Source organism: Paenibacillus sp. S25, from assembly GCF_019454085.1.
Classification (GTDB): Bacteria; Bacillota; Bacilli; order Paenibacillales; family Paenibacillaceae; genus Paenibacillus; species Paenibacillus polymyxa_B.
Window position 1 is genome coordinate 2,983,079 of record NZ_CP073683.1, and the last position, 17,599, is coordinate 3,000,677.

The 17,599-nt window shown below is 45.4% G+C and carries 17 protein-coding genes and 2 pseudogenes; 8 read left to right on the top strand and 11 right to left on the bottom strand.

The annotated features are described in order from the left end of the window. Positions 1-83 precede the first annotated feature (83 nt). Genes KAI37_RS12750 through KAI37_RS12760 form a run of 3 tightly spaced genes read right to left on the bottom strand, consistent with a single transcriptional unit; the run spans position 84 to position 3,128 of the window. Positions 84-812, bottom strand: a complete 729-nt coding sequence (locus KAI37_RS12750; protein WP_071640913.1) for a ThuA domain-containing protein — start codon at positions 810-812, stop codon at positions 84-86. 35 nt (positions 813-847) lie between these two features. Beyond that, positions 848-2,020 (bottom strand): Gfo/Idh/MocA family protein, encoded by a 1,173-nt coding sequence (locus tag KAI37_RS12755; protein WP_220029541.1) that lies wholly within the window; start codon positions 2,018-2,020, stop codon positions 848-850. A 52-nt stretch (positions 2,021-2,072) separates the two neighbouring features. Beyond that, positions 2,073-3,128 carry a LacI family DNA-binding transcriptional regulator gene (locus tag KAI37_RS12760; protein ID WP_179085930.1) on the bottom strand — a complete coding sequence of 352 codons (1,056 nt, stop codon included), beginning with the start codon at positions 3,126-3,128 and terminating at the stop codon, positions 2,073-2,075. Positions 3,129-3,230: 102 nt separating this feature from the next. On the opposite strand from KAI37_RS12760, the pseudogene KAI37_RS26360 reads away from it, so the two are divergent. Next, a pseudogene (locus KAI37_RS26360) lies at positions 3,231-3,823 on the top strand (GH36 C-terminal domain-containing protein); the annotation flags it as partial. A gap of 105 nt (positions 3,824-3,928) precedes the next feature. Here the strand turns inward: KAI37_RS26360 and KAI37_RS12765 are convergent. Beyond that, complete coding sequence (locus tag KAI37_RS12765) at positions 3,929-4,915, bottom strand: aldo/keto reductase (protein WP_258383089.1); 987 nt, start codon at positions 4,913-4,915, stop codon at positions 3,929-3,931. A gap of 474 nt (positions 4,916-5,389) precedes the next feature. Between KAI37_RS12765 and KAI37_RS12770 the strand changes: the two genes are divergently transcribed. Next, positions 5,390-6,307 carry an AraC family transcriptional regulator gene (locus KAI37_RS12770; protein ID WP_071640920.1) on the top strand — a complete coding sequence of 306 codons (918 nt, stop codon included), beginning with the start codon at positions 5,390-5,392 and terminating at the stop codon, positions 6,305-6,307. Here the strand turns inward: KAI37_RS12770 and KAI37_RS12775 are convergent. The 3 genes from KAI37_RS12775 to KAI37_RS26365 all read right to left on the bottom strand — a co-directional run bounded on the left by KAI37_RS12775 (position 6,304) and on the right by KAI37_RS26365 (position 8,274). Beyond that, complete coding sequence (locus tag KAI37_RS12775) at positions 6,304-7,287, bottom strand: aldo/keto reductase (RefSeq protein WP_071640921.1); 984 nt, start codon at positions 7,285-7,287, stop codon at positions 6,304-6,306. The genes KAI37_RS12770 and KAI37_RS12775 overlap by 4 nt on opposite strands. A 22-nt stretch (positions 7,288-7,309) precedes the next feature. Further along, complete coding sequence (locus KAI37_RS12780; protein ID WP_071640923.1) at positions 7,310-8,056, bottom strand: SDR family oxidoreductase; 747 nt, start codon at positions 8,054-8,056, stop codon at positions 7,310-7,312. 77 nt (positions 8,057-8,133) lie between these two features. Further along, positions 8,134-8,274, bottom strand: a complete 141-nt coding sequence (locus tag KAI37_RS26365) for a carboxymuconolactone decarboxylase family protein (RefSeq protein ID WP_258382968.1) — start codon at positions 8,272-8,274, stop codon at positions 8,134-8,136. 254 nt (positions 8,275-8,528) lie between these two features. On the opposite strand from KAI37_RS26365, the gene KAI37_RS12790 reads away from it, so the two are divergent. After that, positions 8,529-9,071 carry a TetR/AcrR family transcriptional regulator gene (locus tag KAI37_RS12790; RefSeq protein ID WP_023988832.1) on the top strand — a complete coding sequence of 181 codons (543 nt, stop codon included), beginning with the start codon at positions 8,529-8,531 and terminating at the stop codon, positions 9,069-9,071. 116 nt (positions 9,072-9,187) lie between these two features. Here the strand turns inward: KAI37_RS12790 and KAI37_RS12795 are convergent, their stop codons facing one another. Both KAI37_RS12795 and KAI37_RS12800 read right to left on the bottom strand, forming a co-directional pair. Continuing rightward, on the bottom strand, positions 9,188-10,183 hold the full coding sequence (locus tag KAI37_RS12795; RefSeq protein ID WP_220029543.1) for a Gfo/Idh/MocA family protein: 996 nt from the start codon (positions 10,181-10,183) through the stop codon (positions 9,188-9,190). Between the two features lies 1 nt (position 10,184). Then, positions 10,185-11,204 (bottom strand): Gfo/Idh/MocA family oxidoreductase, encoded by a 1,020-nt coding sequence (locus tag KAI37_RS12800; RefSeq protein WP_220029544.1) that lies wholly within the window; start codon positions 11,202-11,204, stop codon positions 10,185-10,187. Between the two features lie 181 nt (positions 11,205-11,385). Here KAI37_RS12800 and KAI37_RS12805 point away from each other — a divergent pair, with 181 nt between their 5' ends. Then, positions 11,386-12,252 carry a MurR/RpiR family transcriptional regulator gene (locus tag KAI37_RS12805; protein ID WP_220029545.1) on the top strand — a complete coding sequence of 289 codons (867 nt, stop codon included), beginning with the start codon at positions 11,386-11,388 and terminating at the stop codon, positions 12,250-12,252. Between the two features lie 107 nt (positions 12,253-12,359). Here the strand turns inward: KAI37_RS12805 and KAI37_RS12810 are convergent, their stop codons facing one another. Then, positions 12,360-12,665, bottom strand: coding sequence for an ArsR/SmtB family transcription factor (locus KAI37_RS12810; protein WP_075154246.1), 306 nt, complete (start codon positions 12,663-12,665; stop codon positions 12,360-12,362). 112 nt (positions 12,666-12,777) lie between these two features. On the opposite strand from KAI37_RS12810, the pseudogene KAI37_RS12815 reads away from it, so the two are divergent. Next, positions 12,778-13,945: pseudogene (locus KAI37_RS12815) on the top strand (MFS transporter). A gap of 154 nt (positions 13,946-14,099) precedes the next feature. On the opposite strand, the gene KAI37_RS12820 reads toward KAI37_RS12815, so the two are convergent. Further along, entirely contained in the window at positions 14,100-15,227 is a 1,128-nt protein-coding gene (locus KAI37_RS12820; protein WP_220029546.1) for an NAD(P)/FAD-dependent oxidoreductase, read from the bottom strand. A gap of 149 nt (positions 15,228-15,376) precedes the next feature. Between KAI37_RS12820 and KAI37_RS12825 the strand changes: the two genes are divergently transcribed. The 3 genes from KAI37_RS12825 to KAI37_RS12835 are packed head-to-tail and all read left to right on the top strand — an operon-like array spanning position 15,377 to position 17,577. Next, entirely contained in the window at positions 15,377-16,084 is a 708-nt protein-coding gene (locus tag KAI37_RS12825; protein ID WP_220029547.1) for a lantibiotic protection ABC transporter ATP-binding protein, read from the top strand. A 1-nt stretch (position 16,085) separates the two neighbouring features. Next, entirely contained in the window at positions 16,086-16,817 is a 732-nt protein-coding gene (locus KAI37_RS12830; RefSeq protein ID WP_076293665.1) for a lantibiotic immunity ABC transporter MutE/EpiE family permease subunit, read from the top strand. Position 16,818: 1 nt separating this feature from the next. Beyond that, positions 16,819-17,577: a lantibiotic immunity ABC transporter MutG family permease subunit gene (locus tag KAI37_RS12835; protein ID WP_068938791.1), complete on the top strand. Its 759-nt coding sequence runs from the start codon at positions 16,819-16,821 to the stop codon at positions 17,575-17,577. Positions 17,578-17,599 lie beyond the last annotated feature (22 nt).

Consider the following 17,599-nt stretch of genomic DNA (forward strand, 5'->3'; position numbering starts at 1 on the left):
CTGTGCTCTGTCCCTTTCTGACCATGGTGAGTTCAGGTGGTCAAACTCTTTGCCAGAGGTACTACCAATTCATCCGGTCCACGCTAACGCTGCTGGTTGTCTGTCATGCCTGTATAAGCCTCTGCCAGAGAGTTGCCGCGGGTGGTCACCGCCTGTTTGCCTGCGGCTGCCCACAGAAACCCGCTGCGCATCATCTCGGTCACTTGAGGCATATCTATGATATCTGCGTGATGGCCCAGCGAATTGTAGAAGACGCGGCCGTTCCCCCAGCGCTTCGTCCATACAACAGGCATATCCACCGGCCCATTGGCTGAATGGGGGCCCGGGACGACCGGGAAGCGTGTGGTTGCCAGCACTTCAACTGCCGGGTCTACGTGGAGGTAATACTGCTCGCTTTTGACCTGGAAATCCTCAATGTGGTCTAGAAGTGGGCTGGAGCCGCGCTTCATGTTCACCATGTATTCCACCCCGTCATTGCCGGGATGCGCAACCCATTGCCCGCCTGTCATGAACTGCCAATCCACGTTGTTCCGGAACGCATCACACATGCCGCCATGGCAGCCTGTGAGACCTACGCCGCTTTGAACGGCTGCTGAGACATTATTGACTAGTTCCTGCTCAATCTGTCCCATGGTCCACATTGGAACGATTAAGTCCAGGTCAAGCAGTTTCTCTGCATCTTGGTAGGCTTCAAGGGTATTAGACACCTCCACCTCGAACTGCTCTTCCTTCAAAATGCGTTCAAAAATCGCCGCCACCTGCTCAGGCTCATGTCCGTTCCATCCACCCCATACAATCAGTGCCTTGCGCATCTGTAACCACTCACCTTTCGGAATGTATTGTTATACTACATTTCTTCAATGGATACCCAACGTCGTTCCTCTATGGATCGTTCTACCGCTTCAAGCACAGCCTGACAAGCGACACCGTCGTGGAAGTTCGGCGAAGGTTGCCGCCCTTCGGAGATGGCACTCAACATCTCAAGCATCTCGTGGGTAAAGGTATGCTCGAATCCAATTGTATGTCCTGCAGGCCACCAGGCTTCGGAGTACTTATGTGCCGGATCGGTGGCGAGTACGCGGCGAAAGCCCTGAACGTCCTCCTCATCCTGTATGAAATACACTTCCAGTTCGTTCATTCGTTCAAAGTCAAACCGCACGCTGCCTAGGCTACCGTTGATCTCGAATGAATTTGTGCTCCGATGTCCGGCAGCAAAACGTGTGGCCTCGAAGCTGCCCAGCGCACCTCCGGCGAAGCGTGCCAGGAACAGCGTGGCATCATCGACGGTCACTTCTCCCATCGGTGCATTTGCCTCTGCGCTCCTTTTGGAGCTCAACCCGCTCATCTCCAAAGCCAACGGGCGCTGTTTGATGAATGTCTCGCTCATGCCGATCACTTCATGGAACTCGCCGACCAAGAAGCGAGCGAGATCAATCAGATGGGCGCCAAGATCACCATGAGAGCCAGAACCGGCCACTTCTTTTTGCAGTCGCCATACCAGCGGGAAGGACGGGTCCATGATCCAGTCTTGAAGGAAGAAGGCCCGGAAATGATAAATTTTTCCTAGGCGACCGCTCTCGATTAGCTGCTTTGCCAGCTGGACAGCCGGAGAAAAGCGGTAGTTGAAGCCTACCATATGTCTGACCCCTGCTTCCTCTGCTACCTGCAGCATGTCACGGGAATCCGCCAGCGAGAGCGCAAGCGGCTTCTCACAGAACAGATGCTTGCCATGGAGGGCAGCCTCAACGACAATTTCCTTATGGGCATTACTCGGGGCGTTAATATCAATGAGATCAATATCGTTACGTTTCACTAGATCACGCCAATCCGTAACACTTTCGGTCCAGCCGAACTGGCGGGCAGCCGCCTGAACCCCCTGCGCGTTGCGTCCACAGATAACGGACATCTCTGGCTGCAGCGGGGCATCTGGGAAGAACATGGGTAGACTACGGTAAGCGTTGCTGTGAGCCTTGCCCATAAATTTGTAGCCAACCATTCCGATACGAAGACGATTAGACATGTCGTGATCCTCCTTATGGGTCTGAGTTTCAACGAGTTTTTGACGATTGGTGTTATGGACGAATGGATGACGCCCTGATAATCAGCTCTGTGGACAGGAGTTCTCTTATCGAGTCGGACCCGGTCAGTTCCAGGGCTGGAATAAGGTTCAGAGAATCGGGTATAAGCTTCGAGGCTGCAAGCTCTCCCATCTCATAAAAAGGAACGCGGACACTGCTTAGTGGCGGAACAGCCATCTCAGCCGCATCCGAATCGTCATAGCCTACAAACGCTGGGAACCGGTCAACTGGCAGTCCGCGCTCACGGAGACCCTGCATTACCCCAAGGGCCATCCGGTCGTTCGCCGCAAATACGGCATCAATATCAATCAATTTGTCTGCTATTGTAGCTGAGGCTTCGAGCCCGCTTCGACGGCTATAGTTACCTTCCAGAAGCAGATCGTGGTCATATTCAATACCGGCCTCCTGAAGCGCGGTACGGTAACCCTTCATTCGCTCAGTACTATTGGAATAGATATCCGGGCCGTTGAGAAAGGCGATCCGTTTGTAACCCTGCTCGATGAGGTGACTTACAGCCGTTCGGCTGCCTTCTACATGATCTGCATCCACTTCACAGAACGATTGCCCTTCAAAATGGTGATTCATGACGCAGAACGGACGCCCTTCTTCCTGAAGTCTCTTTAGAGCTTCCACCTCATCGTGGTCATCCCTGGCTCCAAGGATGATACAGGTATCGATCCTTTGCTGGCGGAAAAGACTACTGTAATCAATCCGTTCCCCCGGCTTCCGGAACAATAGAAGCAGATCGAGCCCGCTGTCTCTGGCCTTGTTTCCGATACCGCTCAGCATCTCAGAGAAAAAATAGGCTGAGAACAGGTGCGCCTTCGGGACATAAGGCATAACTACACCAAGATGGCCACTCTTGCTTCGGGCAAAGTTACGGGCCAGCGCACTGGGAACATATCCAAGCTGATTAGCTGCGTCCAGAACCCTTCTCCGGGTATCCTCTTTGATAGGACCTACTGCATTTAAGACCCGGGATACCGTCGCTTCAGACACGCCGGAAAGTTCTGCTACTTCCTTGCGCGAAACGATATTACCCACCTCCAAATCATTTTATGTACGCGCGTACATTTTCTCATGCAACCATACCTCTGTCAATCCCAAAAAGCGTGCTCGAAAGATGGATAAGCTCTTTTCGTTACCGAACACCCTGAGATTTTGTTTGAGTTCTGTGCTTCCGGTGGGAGACGGTTTGATCCAGGGATGCTTTATTATGCTCCCCAAACATGGACAAACGACATAGTGAGGCTATAGGACGTCTGAAGATTCAGTATGGCACTTCCATGGCCTATCCGCTTAGCAGCATGGGTGCTCATGTGTCAAGCATCCCGAACCACCAGGTAGGCAGAACCGCACCGTTGCAAACCATATCCAATGCCGCCTACTTTGGTGTATTCGGTTATGAACTTGATCCATGGGCTTTGTCAGAAGAAGAGTGCAAAGTAATCAAAGAACAAATAAAAGTGTATAAACGTCACCGACGATTAATTACACAGGGAACCTTTTATCGTCTGCTAAGTCCCTTTGAAAAAAATGAGACTGCCTGGATGGCCATTGATGCAAAACGTGAGCATGCTCTCGTCGGTTGGTACCAGCTGCTATCACGCCCGAATGAAGTTTGTTTACGGCTAAAGCTGGTTGGACTGGACGAAATGGCAGTATATTTTGTGGAAGAACTGGGCCAACGTTTTACCGACAGCGAGTTAATGAACATTGGACTTATACTCACCCCGCCTCATAAGGCGGGACAGGATTTTAATATTGCGGAGAAATACGATTTTTCATCTCAATTATTTACTTTAACAAAAGAGATCTCCTCATGTTGGATTATGACTTTAAGAATTAGATCAAAGACCCGTTCTCATCTCCAGCTCCTCCGTATATCTGGCGCCCATCAAAGTGATCTGCGAGGCTGCGCTGTTAATATTACGCACATCTTCGGATGTGAGCTCAATGTCCACTGCGCCTAGATTTTCTTCCAGACGGCTTAATTTCCGTGTGCCCGGGATCGGAACGATCCACGACTTCTGAGCTAGCAGCCAGGCGAGTGCGATTTGGGCTGGCGTTGCTTTTAACTGCTCAGCCATCTCTTTAAGCAGATCGACCAGCACCTGATTGGCCTCCAGTGCTTCTGGAGTAAAACGTGGAAGAACTCTGCGCAAGTCGCCATGATTGAATGTCGTATTCGCGTTAAAACTCCCCGTTAGGTATCCCTTCCCCAAAGGACTGAACGGAACGAAGCCAATACCGAGCTCCTCTAGGGCAGGGAGGAGTTCCTCTTCCGGGCGTCTCCACCACAGGGAATATTCACTTTGAATTGCAGTGAGTGGCTGAACCGCGTGTGCACGACGAATGGTCTTCACTCCTGCTTCAGACAATCCCCAGTGCTTCACCTTTCCTTCCCGGATCAGATCTTGCACGGCTCCCGCTACCTCTTCGATCGGCACATTTGGATCGACTCGGTGCTGATAGTACAGGTCGATGGCTTCAATCTTGAGCCGACTAAGCGATTCTTCGGCAACTTTCTTGATATGCTCAGGGCGACTGTTCATTCCGTACTGCTTGCCATCCTGGATATTGAAGCCGAACTTCGTGGCAATCACGACTTGATCTCGAACAGGAAGAAGAGCTTCGCCCAAGAGTTCTTCATTCGTGTAGGGTCCGTATACTTCGGCGGTATCAAAGAAAGTCACGCCGCGCTCGACCGCTTCCCGAATGACCGAGATCATTTCCTTTTGGTCCGAAGCCGGCCCATAACCGTAACTCATTCCCATACATCCAAGTCCGATTGCGGAAACTTCCAGACCGCTATTTCCCAATTTACGCTTTTCCATCATACATCTTCCTTTCTTAATATGATTCTATCTTTATCTAATTAGAGAGTTGGTCATTATAAATGTTATTATTTTTCATTAGTTGATTGGCTTACTATCCTATCAAGAGAACTATTATATAATTTTTTGAAAAATTCATGTTCTTCAAACTCTATTAATGTGATAAGCCTTTGAACCAATAAGTTCCTAAACCAACGATTCAAATAATTCATCTCCTCCCTTTTTTAAACTTGTTCTTATAGTAATGTCGTTATGCTTACGGTAGTTTAGAGGCATCTGTCACTCCATCCGCTTAGCTGTTACATTGTTCTCCCCCTTGCTTGATTCTGTGAACTTAGTCTTATTATGCCGAACAGAAAAAGCGAAGCGATATCTCATTCGTCTTAAATGATTGCCCAATCCTATTACGGCTACTGTTGCTACAGGCGGATAAGTCTTATAATGGGACCAGACAAACCTGCAAGGAGGATTTGAATGCCCGAGAACCTTATTCAACAGCAACAGGAGCTTACCGGATTAATCGAGCGTCACTCGCTTCAGAATAGCACCAAGGAAACGGCGATCCCTTCCCTATTTTTCTATCAGCATTCCAGCATAACTGAGCCCGCGTATCGGGTTTACAAGCCTTCTTTTTGTGTTGTCGTTCAAGGTCTGAAAGAAATTTTGCTGGCACAGGAGAGATTTGAATATGGACCGTCCAATTATCTGATCGCTTCCATGAATCTTCCTGTGATCGGTCAAATTATAAAAGCGTCTGCTGACTCTCCTTACCTGAGTCTCAAGCTCGAATTTACACAGAACCAGATCCTTGAAGTGCTGAACGATTGTGATATTAAGGTCACGTCAAAAGATAATGCCAAGCGTGCCCTGTTCGTCGGCCGGATGGAATCGTCCATTCAGGACGCCGTGCTCAGGCTTGCCCGTCTGCTGGACACCCCGGGAGAAATCCCATTTCTGGCCCCGCTTTACACGAGGGAGATTCTGTACAGGCTGCTGCAGGGGCCCTATGGAGTCGAATTGGCTCAGATTGCAGTCGAAGGAAGCAGCACCTATCGGATCCGGGAAGCTATCGACCATATTGTCCGAAATTGGGACCAGTCTTTTCGGATCGAAGATCTTGCAGACACCGCCAGCATGAGTGTTTCTTCGTTCCATCGGCATTTTAAAGAGGTAACCGCCATGAGCCCAATTCAGTTCCAAAAACAGCTGAGACTTCAGGAAGCTCGCCGCATCTTATTGGCTGAATCGGCGGACGCCGCAGACGTCGCTTTCAGAGTTGGTTACGAGAGCTCTTCCCAATTCAGCCGTGAATACTCCCGCACGTTCGGTGCTCCTCCGAGAGCTGACATCAAGCGATTGAAGGAAAAATATGACCAGGTCATGAATGACTAGGCCCAATTCGGCAGCAGCGTCTCACCCCGGTCTGTAGCAGGCGCGGGAGTCACCGAAAGTCTGGAAATCTCATCGCGCCACTCTGGAGTCATCTCTACATCGACAGCGCCCAGTGAGTCTTCCAGCTGCGCGAGGTTTCTTGCGCCAATAATTGGCGCCGTGATCATAGGATTGGATATCGCCCAGGCTACCGCAAGCGTCGAGGGCTTCACGCCTCGTTCTGCTGCATGTGCAGTAAAGCGGTCGGCGACGGTAAAATTCATTTCATCCGCATAGCGGTCCGTATACCGCTGCTCTTCGACCAGCCGTCCTTGCTCCGGTCGTTTGTTCGTTCCGTATTTGCCCGTAAGAATCCCGGCTCCCAGAGGGCTGTACGAAATGACCCCAATCTGCTCGGAAACGGCAAGAGGCAGGATTTCTACCTCAGCCTGACGTTTGATCAAGTTGTACATCGGCTGGATCAATTCAAAGCGTGCCAGCTCCTCCTTGGCAGAGATGCCGAGCGCTTTGGCAATCTGCCAGGCCGACCAGTTGCTCACCGCTGGGTAAAGGATTTTACCCTGCGCTTGGAGATCGTCGAGTGCACGAAGCGTCTCCTCCATTGGCGTATTTTCGTCGAACATATGCACGAAGTAGAAGTCGATGCGGTCCGTCTTCAGGCGTCGCAGACTGTTTTCCACTTCAAGCATGATATGACGGCGGGAAAGCCCCCTAGCATTCACGTCCTGTCCCATCGGATAGAAAACTTTGGTGCTCAGTATAATCTCATCCCGACAATCCTCGATGCACTCGCCCAGAATTTCTTCGGAGCGACCCTGGCTGTACACGTTTGCTGTATCGAAAAAGTTAATGCCAGCTTCGCGGGAGCGGTTGAACATTTTTTTGGATGTTTCTTCATCGGCATTTCCGCCGAAGGACATCGTGCCAAAACATAAATTTGAAACCTTGATTCCTGTTTTTCCTACTGTACGATAATTCATCGTCATTCCTCCTGCTGTTGACTTACGCCTGTTGTGTGGTAGGGCGAATAATCATTTCATTGATCGCAACATCTCCTGGCTCTTCAATCGCAAAAGCAATCGCACGTGCGATACTTTCCGCTTTAATCGCTCCTTGATATAACTCATCGTAGGTTTGTTTTAACTCTGCATCCGTGATTCCCTCCGTCAATTCAGTGCTGACAGCTCCTGGAGAGATATTCGTTGTACGAATCTGGGTACCACAGATCGCCTCTTCTTGACGTAAACCTTCCGTAATCGCCCTTACGGCATGTTTGGTCGCGCAATATACAGTGCCGCCGGGGTAGACATTATGTCCGGCAATAGAAGACAGATTAATGATATGGCCAGATTTCTGTTCCCGCATCGCAGGCAGAACAGCAGCAATCCCGTACAAGAGGCCCTTGATATTAATATCAATCATCATATCCCATTCATTAATTTTCTTCTTAAAGAGAAACGATTGCGGCATGACTCCGGCATTATTGATAAGTACGTCGATTTTCCCAAACTCTTGAAGTGCATACGAAGCCAACTCCTCCACTTGTTCATGCGATGTCACGTCGGTTACTTTGTAGATGGCTGTCCCCTCGCTTTGTTCAACTTCTTCTTGCAGCTTTTGTAAACGGTCTTCACGGCGAGCCGCCAGCACAAGCTTCGCACCTTTAGATGCCAGCTCTTTGGCCGTTGCCTCTCCGATTCCGCTGGAAGCACCTGTAATAATAACGACTTTATCTTGAATGTTGGACATAGAGAATGAACATCCTTTCTAATTTGAATTGCTTAATTGAGGTTCTGAGATTGGATATAAAATGTTTGCTTTGAGACTTAGTTTTCTTTTGCGAATAGTTCTTTGGCCACCACTGTAATAGCGGACATCGCCTTCGGCCAGCCCGCATAAAAGGCAAGATGGGTAATGACTTCGATCAGTTCCTCTTCCGTCAGGCCGTTGTCTTTGGCTTTACTCAAATGAAAGCCCAATCGTTCGCTGTGCAGCCGTAAGTTTTTGAGTATCTGACATGTGATATCTCCTCTTTCTTCATTTGCATTGATCCTTCATATAAATGCATCTATAATTGAAAGAGATACATTATTGAACTTGTGTCTATTATTATAAGATGATACAGAATGCTTGCAATTGTTAAATACGCTTGATTTGTTCATTAATAGACATATAAGTTAAAACAGTCAATTATCATTTAGAAGTTTAGGGGTTGAACACAGTGAAAGTGGACAGGAGAATACTCAAAACACAGGAAGCCTTGAAAAAAGCATTAACGGAGTTGATGGCCGAAAAGAGTTTCGACCATATTACGATTCAGGATCTATCCGACAAAGCGAATGTAAGCCGGGGAACCATCTATCTTCATTACGTGGACAAATATGATTTGCTGGATAAGCTGATTGCCGCACACATCAATGAACTTCGAAGATTATGTATTGAATCGGCTCATTTGAGCTTTACAGAGGCCGAAATTGTTTGGTTTGAATATTTTGAGGCTAACTATTTATTTTTCTCCACGATGCTGGTGAGCAAAGGCGCCCCTTACTTCCGCACTCAGTTTCTTGAATTTATGATCGATGAACTTCGGGAAGAGGTCGACATGAATGAAGCAAGAAATCGGGGACTAAACGAAGAGGTGGTTGTCCGTTATGCAGCGTCCGCTGTGGTAGGGATTATGGAGTGGTGGTTTTTGAATGATAAACCTCTCCCTCCTGTCGAGATGGCAGAGCAAATAGGCATGCTGTTGGACCGGAAATTGTGAATCTGATAAAAAAAGAGTAGCAGGCTACTATGTCTGCTACTCTCAAATCAGCGAGTCAGAAGCAACCCTAGCGAGTTGCTTCTTTAACATTCAGTTCGTTAACTGATCTAAAAGTATTATAGATCGTGTTTATCAGGGCCAAATACAAGATTGGCGGACTGCTTGGCTTTCTCAATGACATTCATGACCTTCTCGCTATGTTCAAGCATATCCGAGGCTTTTTCCAAATCTTTTTCCTCGATGATACGGTCAAACTCAACGAATTCGTCATACATTCGATGCGGATGATCTTTTAAGTCGACCCGAATTGGCGTTTCCTTATTCGCAGTGTAATCAAAGCAGTTGCATATATTAGCCGAACTTGCCATGTGTATATAGCCCTTATTGCCTTGAATGTTCACGGCATTGGAGGCCGTACTATCTTTTGAACCTATGCAGACACACTTGAAATCACCGTAATCAAGCAGCAGCATACCTGAAGTATCAATTCCACGCTCCATGTTCGCCCAATACTCCACTTTCTTAGGGCTCCCGAAGAATCCAACAACAAAATGAATATTATATAAATTAATATCCATCAAGGCTCCACCAGACATCTCCGGATTAAATGCAGGCTGGATTATTCCCGCTTTGAAAGCTTCATATCGAGATGAGTATTGAGAATAGTTGCATTCAACTATTTTGATCTCACCAAGTTTAGGTAGATACTCCTTCATTGACAAATAATTTTTCAAATATTGATTCGTTATGGCTTCCACCAATACCAGTTTTCTTTGCTGAGCAATTTCTTTTAGCTCTAGAAATTCTTGCAAATTGGAAGTAAACGGCTTCTCACAAATGACATGTTTACCACTCAATAATGCTTCTTTGGCATATGAATAATGAAGATGATTAGGCAACCCGATATAAACTGTATCCACATCACGGTTCATCAGCATCTCACTGTAATCCGAATAAATCTGAGATATTCCATATTTATTTTTCAAATCCAGTAATTTCTCCTGGTGGCTAGGTCTAGAACAAATGCCCTTTAATAAAATAGTTGGGATTTCCTGAATAAAGCTCAATAGATCCCCTACGATCATCCCTGCTCCGACAATTCCCAACTTCATTTTAGTTGCACTCCTCTATACCTTTTTCAAGTATTTCCATACAAATTATGGTTTCTTCGTCTTTAATCACTTTTTCTTTACCAAATACGATCGACTGATAAATATCGTCATACACTCGAGCATAGTCTCCCTTTTCAGAAACGACTTTTTCTTCATGATACTCGCCTTTATCATCCAGATATGTTAAGATGCCGTAATGCTCGGGCAGGTCGATGCCGAAATCGGCGTGTCCCTTAGGCAGATAGTATAATTTCAGATGCTCCTCCTGACGATCCTTCGTTTGCTTTATAAAAACGCCTTTTTTGCCGTATACAACAAAACTCGCCCGCTCTTTTAAGCGAAAAAAGCTGGATTTGATGGATACCTTGAGCGAGGAATAATAAAAATCCAGATCAAAGTAATCATTCATTCTCCCAGCACCCAGCAATTGACGAACATCGTTATGGATTGTGTCCGGCTTCCCAAAATAGGAAAGAACCTGGTCAATGGTATGAACGCCATGTCCATATAGGTAACTGTTATATTTAGAAAAATGAGAAGTGGAGTTCGGGATCTCAGGGCGATAATAATCGTAATGCATCTCCACTTCCAGCAAATCTCCAAGTTTTCCTGATTCAATAACCTTCTGGGTAGTGAGGAAATCCGAGTCGTAACGTCTATTCTGATAGCATTGTATAACCAGATTTTTCTCTTTAGCATATTGGAAGATCGACATGGCTTCTTCTTTGGTTAACATAAAAGGTTTCTCAACAAGTACATTTTTCCCGTGGTCAAGCGCCATTTTCGCATAGTCGTAGTGGGATTCTACAGGTGTACAGATAACAATCAACTGAATCTCCTTATCGTTCATTAGAGATTCAATATTATCTGTATACAGCACGTCAGGGATTTTTTTCCACTCCCCTTTATCTGGATTGCGTGCGTATATCGTCTTCACTTTCAAATCAGCTCTGTTCAATGAAAAAGGAAGATGATAACGGTTCGTGCTTTTCCCATTTCCAATATAACCGATGGTAAGCATATTATTTCCCCCTTAGGCTCTTTTTCATTTATTATAGAAGAAGAACGTTGATCGTAAAGGATTTGCCGCCAAAATGGTACAATCAACCGATTATTTTTAAAAATGGTTGTTTATTTTTAAACAAAATGTTTATTTTATATCCTTTATCAAACGTTATTTCAATTGAACCGGAGTGAACCTGTTGAAAATACTGATGCAATTATCCGAAATGCAAAACTTTACACCAAACGAAAAAAGCATTGCATCCTATATTTTGCTTCATAAGGAAAGTATCTTGCACTTAAATATTCAGGAGCTTGCAAAGGCAACATATACTTCGCATTCTGCGATTAATCGATTAACACATAAACTTGGGCTATCGGGCTTCAAGGAGTTTATAATCAAACTTGCTCGGGAATTTCAGCAGAATACCCAGAACATTTCCAATGTAGACCCCAACTATCCTTTCGGTTTTGATGAATCCCCACTTCAAGTAGCGAAAGAAATTGCAGAATTAATGAAAGAAACGATTGAAAAAAACTTTACATTCTTGGATGATGATTTATTGTCGCAAACAGCCCTACTGCTGGATCAAGCAAAAAGAATCTTTATATATGCGTTAGGTGATTCACAAATCCGTGCGAAAAGTTTCCAAAATAAATTAGTAAAAATAAACAAGTATGTGGTTATAGCCACGGAGCTGTCTGAGTGGGCTTACCATACGGCTAATCTTACGACACAGGATTGCGCTGTTTTTTTAACTTACCACGGAAAGTCGCCGATTTTTTTAAAAGCAGCACGGCATTTCGCACATGAAAATATCCCTTTTATCACAATTACAGCAACCAATCAAAATGAATTGGCCAAACTCAGTAATATCTGTATCCAAGTGCCTAATGACGAAGTAAAACATGCCAAGATTGGTACATTTTCGTCGCAAATTGCCTTTGACTATGTATTAAATGTGATTTACTCCTGTATCTATAAAATCGACTACTTGAAAAACATGCAAACCACAACACAATCGTTGGAGAATTCGCATCTCAATGACATGATGAATGACGTATAGAGTAATTGTTCTTCCTCTAACTACAAAATAAGCGGAAACTTATGATTTTCTATCGTTACCTCCGTCTATAAAGGTCTAGTCAGCATCATGCTAACTAGACCTTTATTTTATTGCTTCAAGCCCATCAGTACAGCCGCTAGCAATCCCGGAAATCGTAAATTCACATCGTCGTACCGGATTGAAATAAAGCGTTGGGTACCCTCTATTCTTGTATGGACGACTCCTGATTCCCGAAGAGCCTTAAAGTGATGGGACAAGGTTGACTTTGGGGCCGAAATATCTATCGAGCTACAGGATTGCTCCCCCTTTTCGTCCAAAATCTTGATGATATTAAGCCGAATCGGGTCACTCAGGGCATATAAAACTGTAGATAGAGTAATTTCATTAACGCTAGGATGATACAGTGTTCTCAAGATCCGTTCACCTACCTGAATAAAGAATTATAGTTGCATTATAACATATTGCAATGTTATATTTCTAATGTTCGAAAATTATCGAACAATAGAACAAATGGAGGAATTAGTTTTGAATAAAATTATCACCTTGTTTTTCTTTATCATGTTTTTCATCGGCACAGATACGTTCATTGTATCGCCTCTTTTACCTATTCTTCGTGAAAGTTTCGGCATTTCTATCGAGCAATCAGGCTGGATCGTTTCGGCCTATGCTTTAGGTTATGCTGTGTTTGCCTTAATTGCAGGACCTTTGTCAGATGAATGGAATCGAAAAAAAGTACTACTGTTCGGCTTGCTTGGTTTTGGTATCTTTACTTTACTTTGCGGCTTTGCCACGGATTTTTGGTCCATGTTTGCTTTTCGCTTATTGGCTGGGATTAGCGCCGCTTTCGCGTCGCCTCAAGTTTGGGCTGCCATTCCTCAGCTGGTTCAACCACATAAAGTATAAAAGCCATGGGGGTTGCTACCGCAGGATTGGCCGTTTCCCAAATGCTGGGTGTGCCCATCGGCAGCTATCTCGCTACCACAGGGTGGCAAACACCTTTTATTATAACTGGTTGCTGCACCTTCTTGATCGTTATTTTGACTGCTGTTCTCTTGCCCTCCTTACCTGCTTCTCTACAGAAGCATAATGCTTCCTCTATTGGGAGTAGATATCGTTCATTACTACGCGGATCAACACCTAAGATCGCTTTTCTTGCCTATCTCCTATTCCAACTCGGAAATTTTGCTGCTTTCTCTTTTATTGGCACATGGCTTTCCGATAAATTCAGTCTCAATGTTGCAAGTATTGGTACGGTAATTCTGTTCCTTGGTTTAGGAAATACGATCAGCAGCTTATTTGGTAGTAGCCTAGTTAATAAAGTAGGTGCTAGACACTCTTTGAAATATGGCATAATCTTCATCGGCCTGCTTTATTTACTTCTTCCATATTTACCTAGCGTAACTTATGTCGAAATTACATATTTCCTGATCTTCCTCATCCTTGGAATGATTTTTCCACTTATGATGAGTTTGCTTCAAACCCTGTCTGCTACAGCACGAGGAACAATTTCATCACTTGCCAATTCTTCTATGTATTGTGGTACGGCGGTTGGCTCTTTCACAGCGGAATGCTATATGCACACTCTGGTGGTTTTATTTCCGTTAGCCTGTTTACTGTGATTTGTTTTAGTATGTCACTTATCTTGTTCTTACGTAGCGGAGTTTTGAACATTAATATGAGTCAATCTCTATAAACTACTCAACGGTTAGATGGTTATCTAATCTTTAAAATGGAAACCTGTAATTGCCCTTTTCAGCTAGCGATATAAGTTCACTTAAAGTTGAGAAAAAGAACTTATATCGCTAAAAAAGCCGCCATTGTGGCGACTTCATTTCTCCGGTCAAGAATCAACTTTCATCTATTGCTTTTCGAATATCATAATCATTGATATCGATATCTAAATTCATTCCAAGTGCCAACTTTGCCAGCTGATTTCCAATAAAGGGGCCCATGGTCAACCCGGATGCTCCAAGCCCATTTGCCGCTATAAGACCATCCCAGCCTGGAACAGCTCCGATCACTGGTAGAAAACCGGGTGTAAAAGGACGGAAACCAACTCTTACCTCCTGAAAAGTGCTGTTTGCTAAATCAGGGGCCAATTCTAAACCTTTATCCAGAATTTCCTGCATCCCACCTGCTGTTACTCTCGTATCGTAACCTTCGATTTCATTTTCGTGAGTCGCCCCTATTACGATCTTCTGTTTATCAAAAGCCAGCAGATATTGATCAGAAGGTGGTATGACTACAGGCCAAGTGCCTGTGTCTTGCCTATTAGAAACCTGCAAATGCATAATTTGTGCTTTCTGATAACTAACCTTAAAATGAATGCCCAAAGGCAACAGTAGTTGATTTGCCCATGCACCTGCACAAACAATGACCTTGTCAGACGAGAAGCTTTGTGCACCGACCACTACTCCCGTTACATGGTCGGACTCATATTGAAGCGTAGCATTTCCTTGTATAAGGACCGCCCCGTTTTTTTGTGCTGATCGGACCAACGCATCCCGCAGCGCACGCCCATCTATTCGGGCGGCACCGCTAATATGAACAGAATGATAACCTTCTACTAACAAAGGAAACCGTTCATGGGTTTCTTTTTCATTTAGCCGGGTAATTTCACCGATTTCCGGTGCATCCGCTTGTCGTAAGTGTGCCCGCTCCTCCATTTTTTTGATTTTCTCCAAATCATCATGAATACTGAGAGCCCCCACTTGAGCATAGCCAGTTTCTGTTTCTCCCTCGCTTTTGAGTTCTTCAATCAACCCAGGGTAAAAACGCGCTCCCGCTTTGGCTAGTTGGTACCAAGCCTGATTGCGTCGCTGTGATAGCCAGGGACAGATAATGCCAGCAGCGGCATCAGTAGCCTGTCCTTTATCTTTACGATCTACAATAATGACATTAGCACCCATTTTTGCTAGATGGAATGCTGTCGATGCCCCCAGAATTCCTGATCCGATTACGATGACCTTCTTCATGATTACATCCCTTTCCTAAATCACTGTATCCATTATAGCGAATAGTGCATGAATGCATAAAGTTTGAAATTAATATTTTAAATCCTTATAAAGTTCTTAGAATTGATCTTTAAAGTAGTTGTCAGAACAAATGAAAAGGATGAACTGATATGGATAACATTATTTTACAGACTAAAAATCTCTGCAAAACCTTCGGACGACAACAGGCGGTGAACAACGTCACACTGTCTATTCAGGAGAATTCCGTCTATGGACTACTTGGCCCAAATGGGGCTGGAAAATCAACCACCTTGAAAATGTTAACCGGTATGCTACGCCCGACATCCGGTGAGATTTTATTTCAAGGAAAACCCTGGTCCCGAAAAGATCTTGCTCAGATCGGCGCACTGATCGAATCCCCTCCACTCTATGAAAATTTGACAGCTAGAGAGAACCTCAAAGTTCGTACAACGTTGCTGGGATTGCCTGATTCGCAGATTGATGAAGTGCTGAACATTGTTGATTTGACCCATACCGGGAAAAAGCGCTCGGGCAAGTTCTCGATGGGTATGAAACAGCGGCTGGGCATTGCCATTGCTCTCCTCAATCATCCCAAGCTATTGATCTTAGATGAACCAACCAACGGACTAGACCCCATTGGTATTCAGGAGCAACGCGAGTTGATTCGCTCCTTCCCGAAGCAAGGAATTACCGTAATTCTTTCCAGCCATATTTTATCCGAAGTCGAACAAATCGTTGACCATGTCGGTATCATTGCGGGCGGCGTATTAGCTTATCAAGAGGCGGTCACTCCAGGACAAAGCCTGGAATCGTTGTTCATGCAGATTGCACAGGAATACCGAAAAGGAGATGAGTAGAATGCAGCAATATATAGCCGCCGAACATCTAAAATTAAAGCGTACCTTCACAAAAAAGTTGGTCTGGCTTGCCCCCATCGCTACTCTTCTTCTGTGTACCGTACTCATGGGAGGACGTATGCTCCAAAGCGCCAGCTACAATTGGTGGTATTTCATGCTGCTGCCAGGTGCCCTCACCTTAATGTGCTCAGGAGTGATCCAAAAGGATGGCAAGAAGCTGAAATGCCGTGCTGTCCTCGGCATGGCTGTAGATTTGGCTCAGGTATGGTACGGTAAAATCGGGGTTTGCGTAAGACTCTTAATGGTTTCCTTTATTGTCCTATTTATAGGGATAACTCTTGGCGGATTCGTATTCTCAACTTCTGTGACACTAGCAGGAAGCGTTGCCGCAACTCTAATCCTCTTCATCACCTTTTTGTGGCAAGTTCCACTTTGCCTGTTCCTGACGGACCGAATAGGCATGTTTGCCACTCTAATTATTAATATGCTGGGCAACGTATCCTGCACCATTTTGTTCGCTACGTCCTCTGTGTGGTGGGCGGTCCCTTATGCTATTCCAGCCCGATTAATGTGCGCCGTCATTAAAGTACTACCTAATGGGCTTGCCGTTCCTTCAGGAGATCCGCTTTTGGATAAAGGCGTGATTGTGCCCGGCCTAGTGATCACAATCTGCCTGTTTATAATTCTGTCGATACTGACGGCGATATCCTTCCGCAAGCGGGAGGATAAATAAGATGATTTCTTTTTTCCGCTATCTGAAATCCGATGTGCTTAAACTTAGAAGGCAGCCCTTACTGCTTGTGCAGCTGTTTGTGCCGCTTTTAGGCATAGCAATCTTTCTAGCCTATTATTCCTTTACTCCGTATTCACCGATTTCAAAGGTGGACGGCTATTTGCAGGTCTTGGCCGTGGTTCTTCCTACCATGATTGGTATTGTCTGCTCCATTGCTGTTGAGCAGGAGGCAGTCGCTGGCAATTTCCAGCAGCTATTGATCTCGCCAGTGAAGCTGCTACCTTTCCTGAGCAAGCTCAGCCTGCTCCTGATCTTGGGATTTGGCAGTGTGCTGCTTGCCTCCGGTGGCTTTGGGGCTGGCTATATATATCTTATGAGAGAGTCACCGTATGGCTTGAAGTTTTATGTGTTGGCTGCCTGCATTCTGTTTATGTCCAGTGTATTCCTCTATTTTCTGCATTTTTTCATTAGTTTGCGGTTCGGCAAGGGAGCTTCCATCGGTCTAGGCATTATGGAGAGTCTATTGTCCGCTTTGCTTCTTACAGGGCTGGGTGATCATAATTGGATATTCATCCCCTCTGCTTGGACTGCCCGATTCATCACGATTTGGGTGCAATACGGTATAAACTCAGCAGTATCTATTCCTGAAGCTATACGGCTTGATTCGGGAGTCAGATATTGCGTAGTAGGGACCGTAGTCATCATGGTATTATTAGGATTATGGATTTGTCGTTGGGAAGGACACAATTCGTCGGAATAAAGACTAGAGTAAAGAAAGCAAG

Bases quoted from the DNA above. Each gene is read 5' to 3' on its own strand.
- KAI37_RS12750 (WP_071640913.1), bottom strand. From the start codon at position 812: ATGCGCAAGGCACTGATTGTATGGGGTGGATGGAACGGACATGAGCCT.
- KAI37_RS12755 (WP_220029541.1), bottom strand. From the start codon at position 2,020: ATGTCTAATCGTCTTCGTATCGGAATGGTTGGCTACAAATTTATGGGC.
- KAI37_RS12765 (WP_258383089.1), bottom strand. From the start codon at position 4,915: ATGGAAAAGCGTAAATTGGGAAATAGCGGTCTGGAAGTTTCCGCAATC.
- KAI37_RS12770 (WP_071640920.1), top strand. From the start codon at position 5,390: ATGCCCGAGAACCTTATTCAACAGCAACAGGAGCTTACCGGATTAATC.
- KAI37_RS12775 (WP_071640921.1), bottom strand. From the start codon at position 7,287: ATGAATTATCGTACAGTAGGAAAAACAGGAATCAAGGTTTCAAATTTA.
- KAI37_RS12780 (WP_071640923.1), bottom strand. From the start codon at position 8,056: ATGTCCAACATTCAAGATAAAGTCGTTATTATTACAGGTGCTTCCAGC.
- KAI37_RS12795 (WP_220029543.1), bottom strand. From the start codon at position 10,183: ATGAAGTTGGGAATTGTCGGAGCAGGGATGATCGTAGGGGATCTATTG.
- KAI37_RS12800 (WP_220029544.1), bottom strand. From the start codon at position 11,204: ATGCTTACCATCGGTTATATTGGAAATGGGAAAAGCACGAACCGTTAT.
- KAI37_RS12820 (WP_220029546.1), bottom strand. From the start codon at position 15,227: ATGAAGAAGGTCATCGTAATCGGATCAGGAATTCTGGGGGCATCGACA.
- KAI37_RS12825 (WP_220029547.1), top strand. From the start codon at position 15,377: ATGGATAACATTATTTTACAGACTAAAAATCTCTGCAAAACCTTCGGA.
- KAI37_RS12830 (WP_076293665.1), top strand. From the start codon at position 16,086: ATGCAGCAATATATAGCCGCCGAACATCTAAAATTAAAGCGTACCTTC.
- KAI37_RS12835 (WP_068938791.1), top strand. From the start codon at position 16,819: ATGATTTCTTTTTTCCGCTATCTGAAATCCGATGTGCTTAAACTTAGA.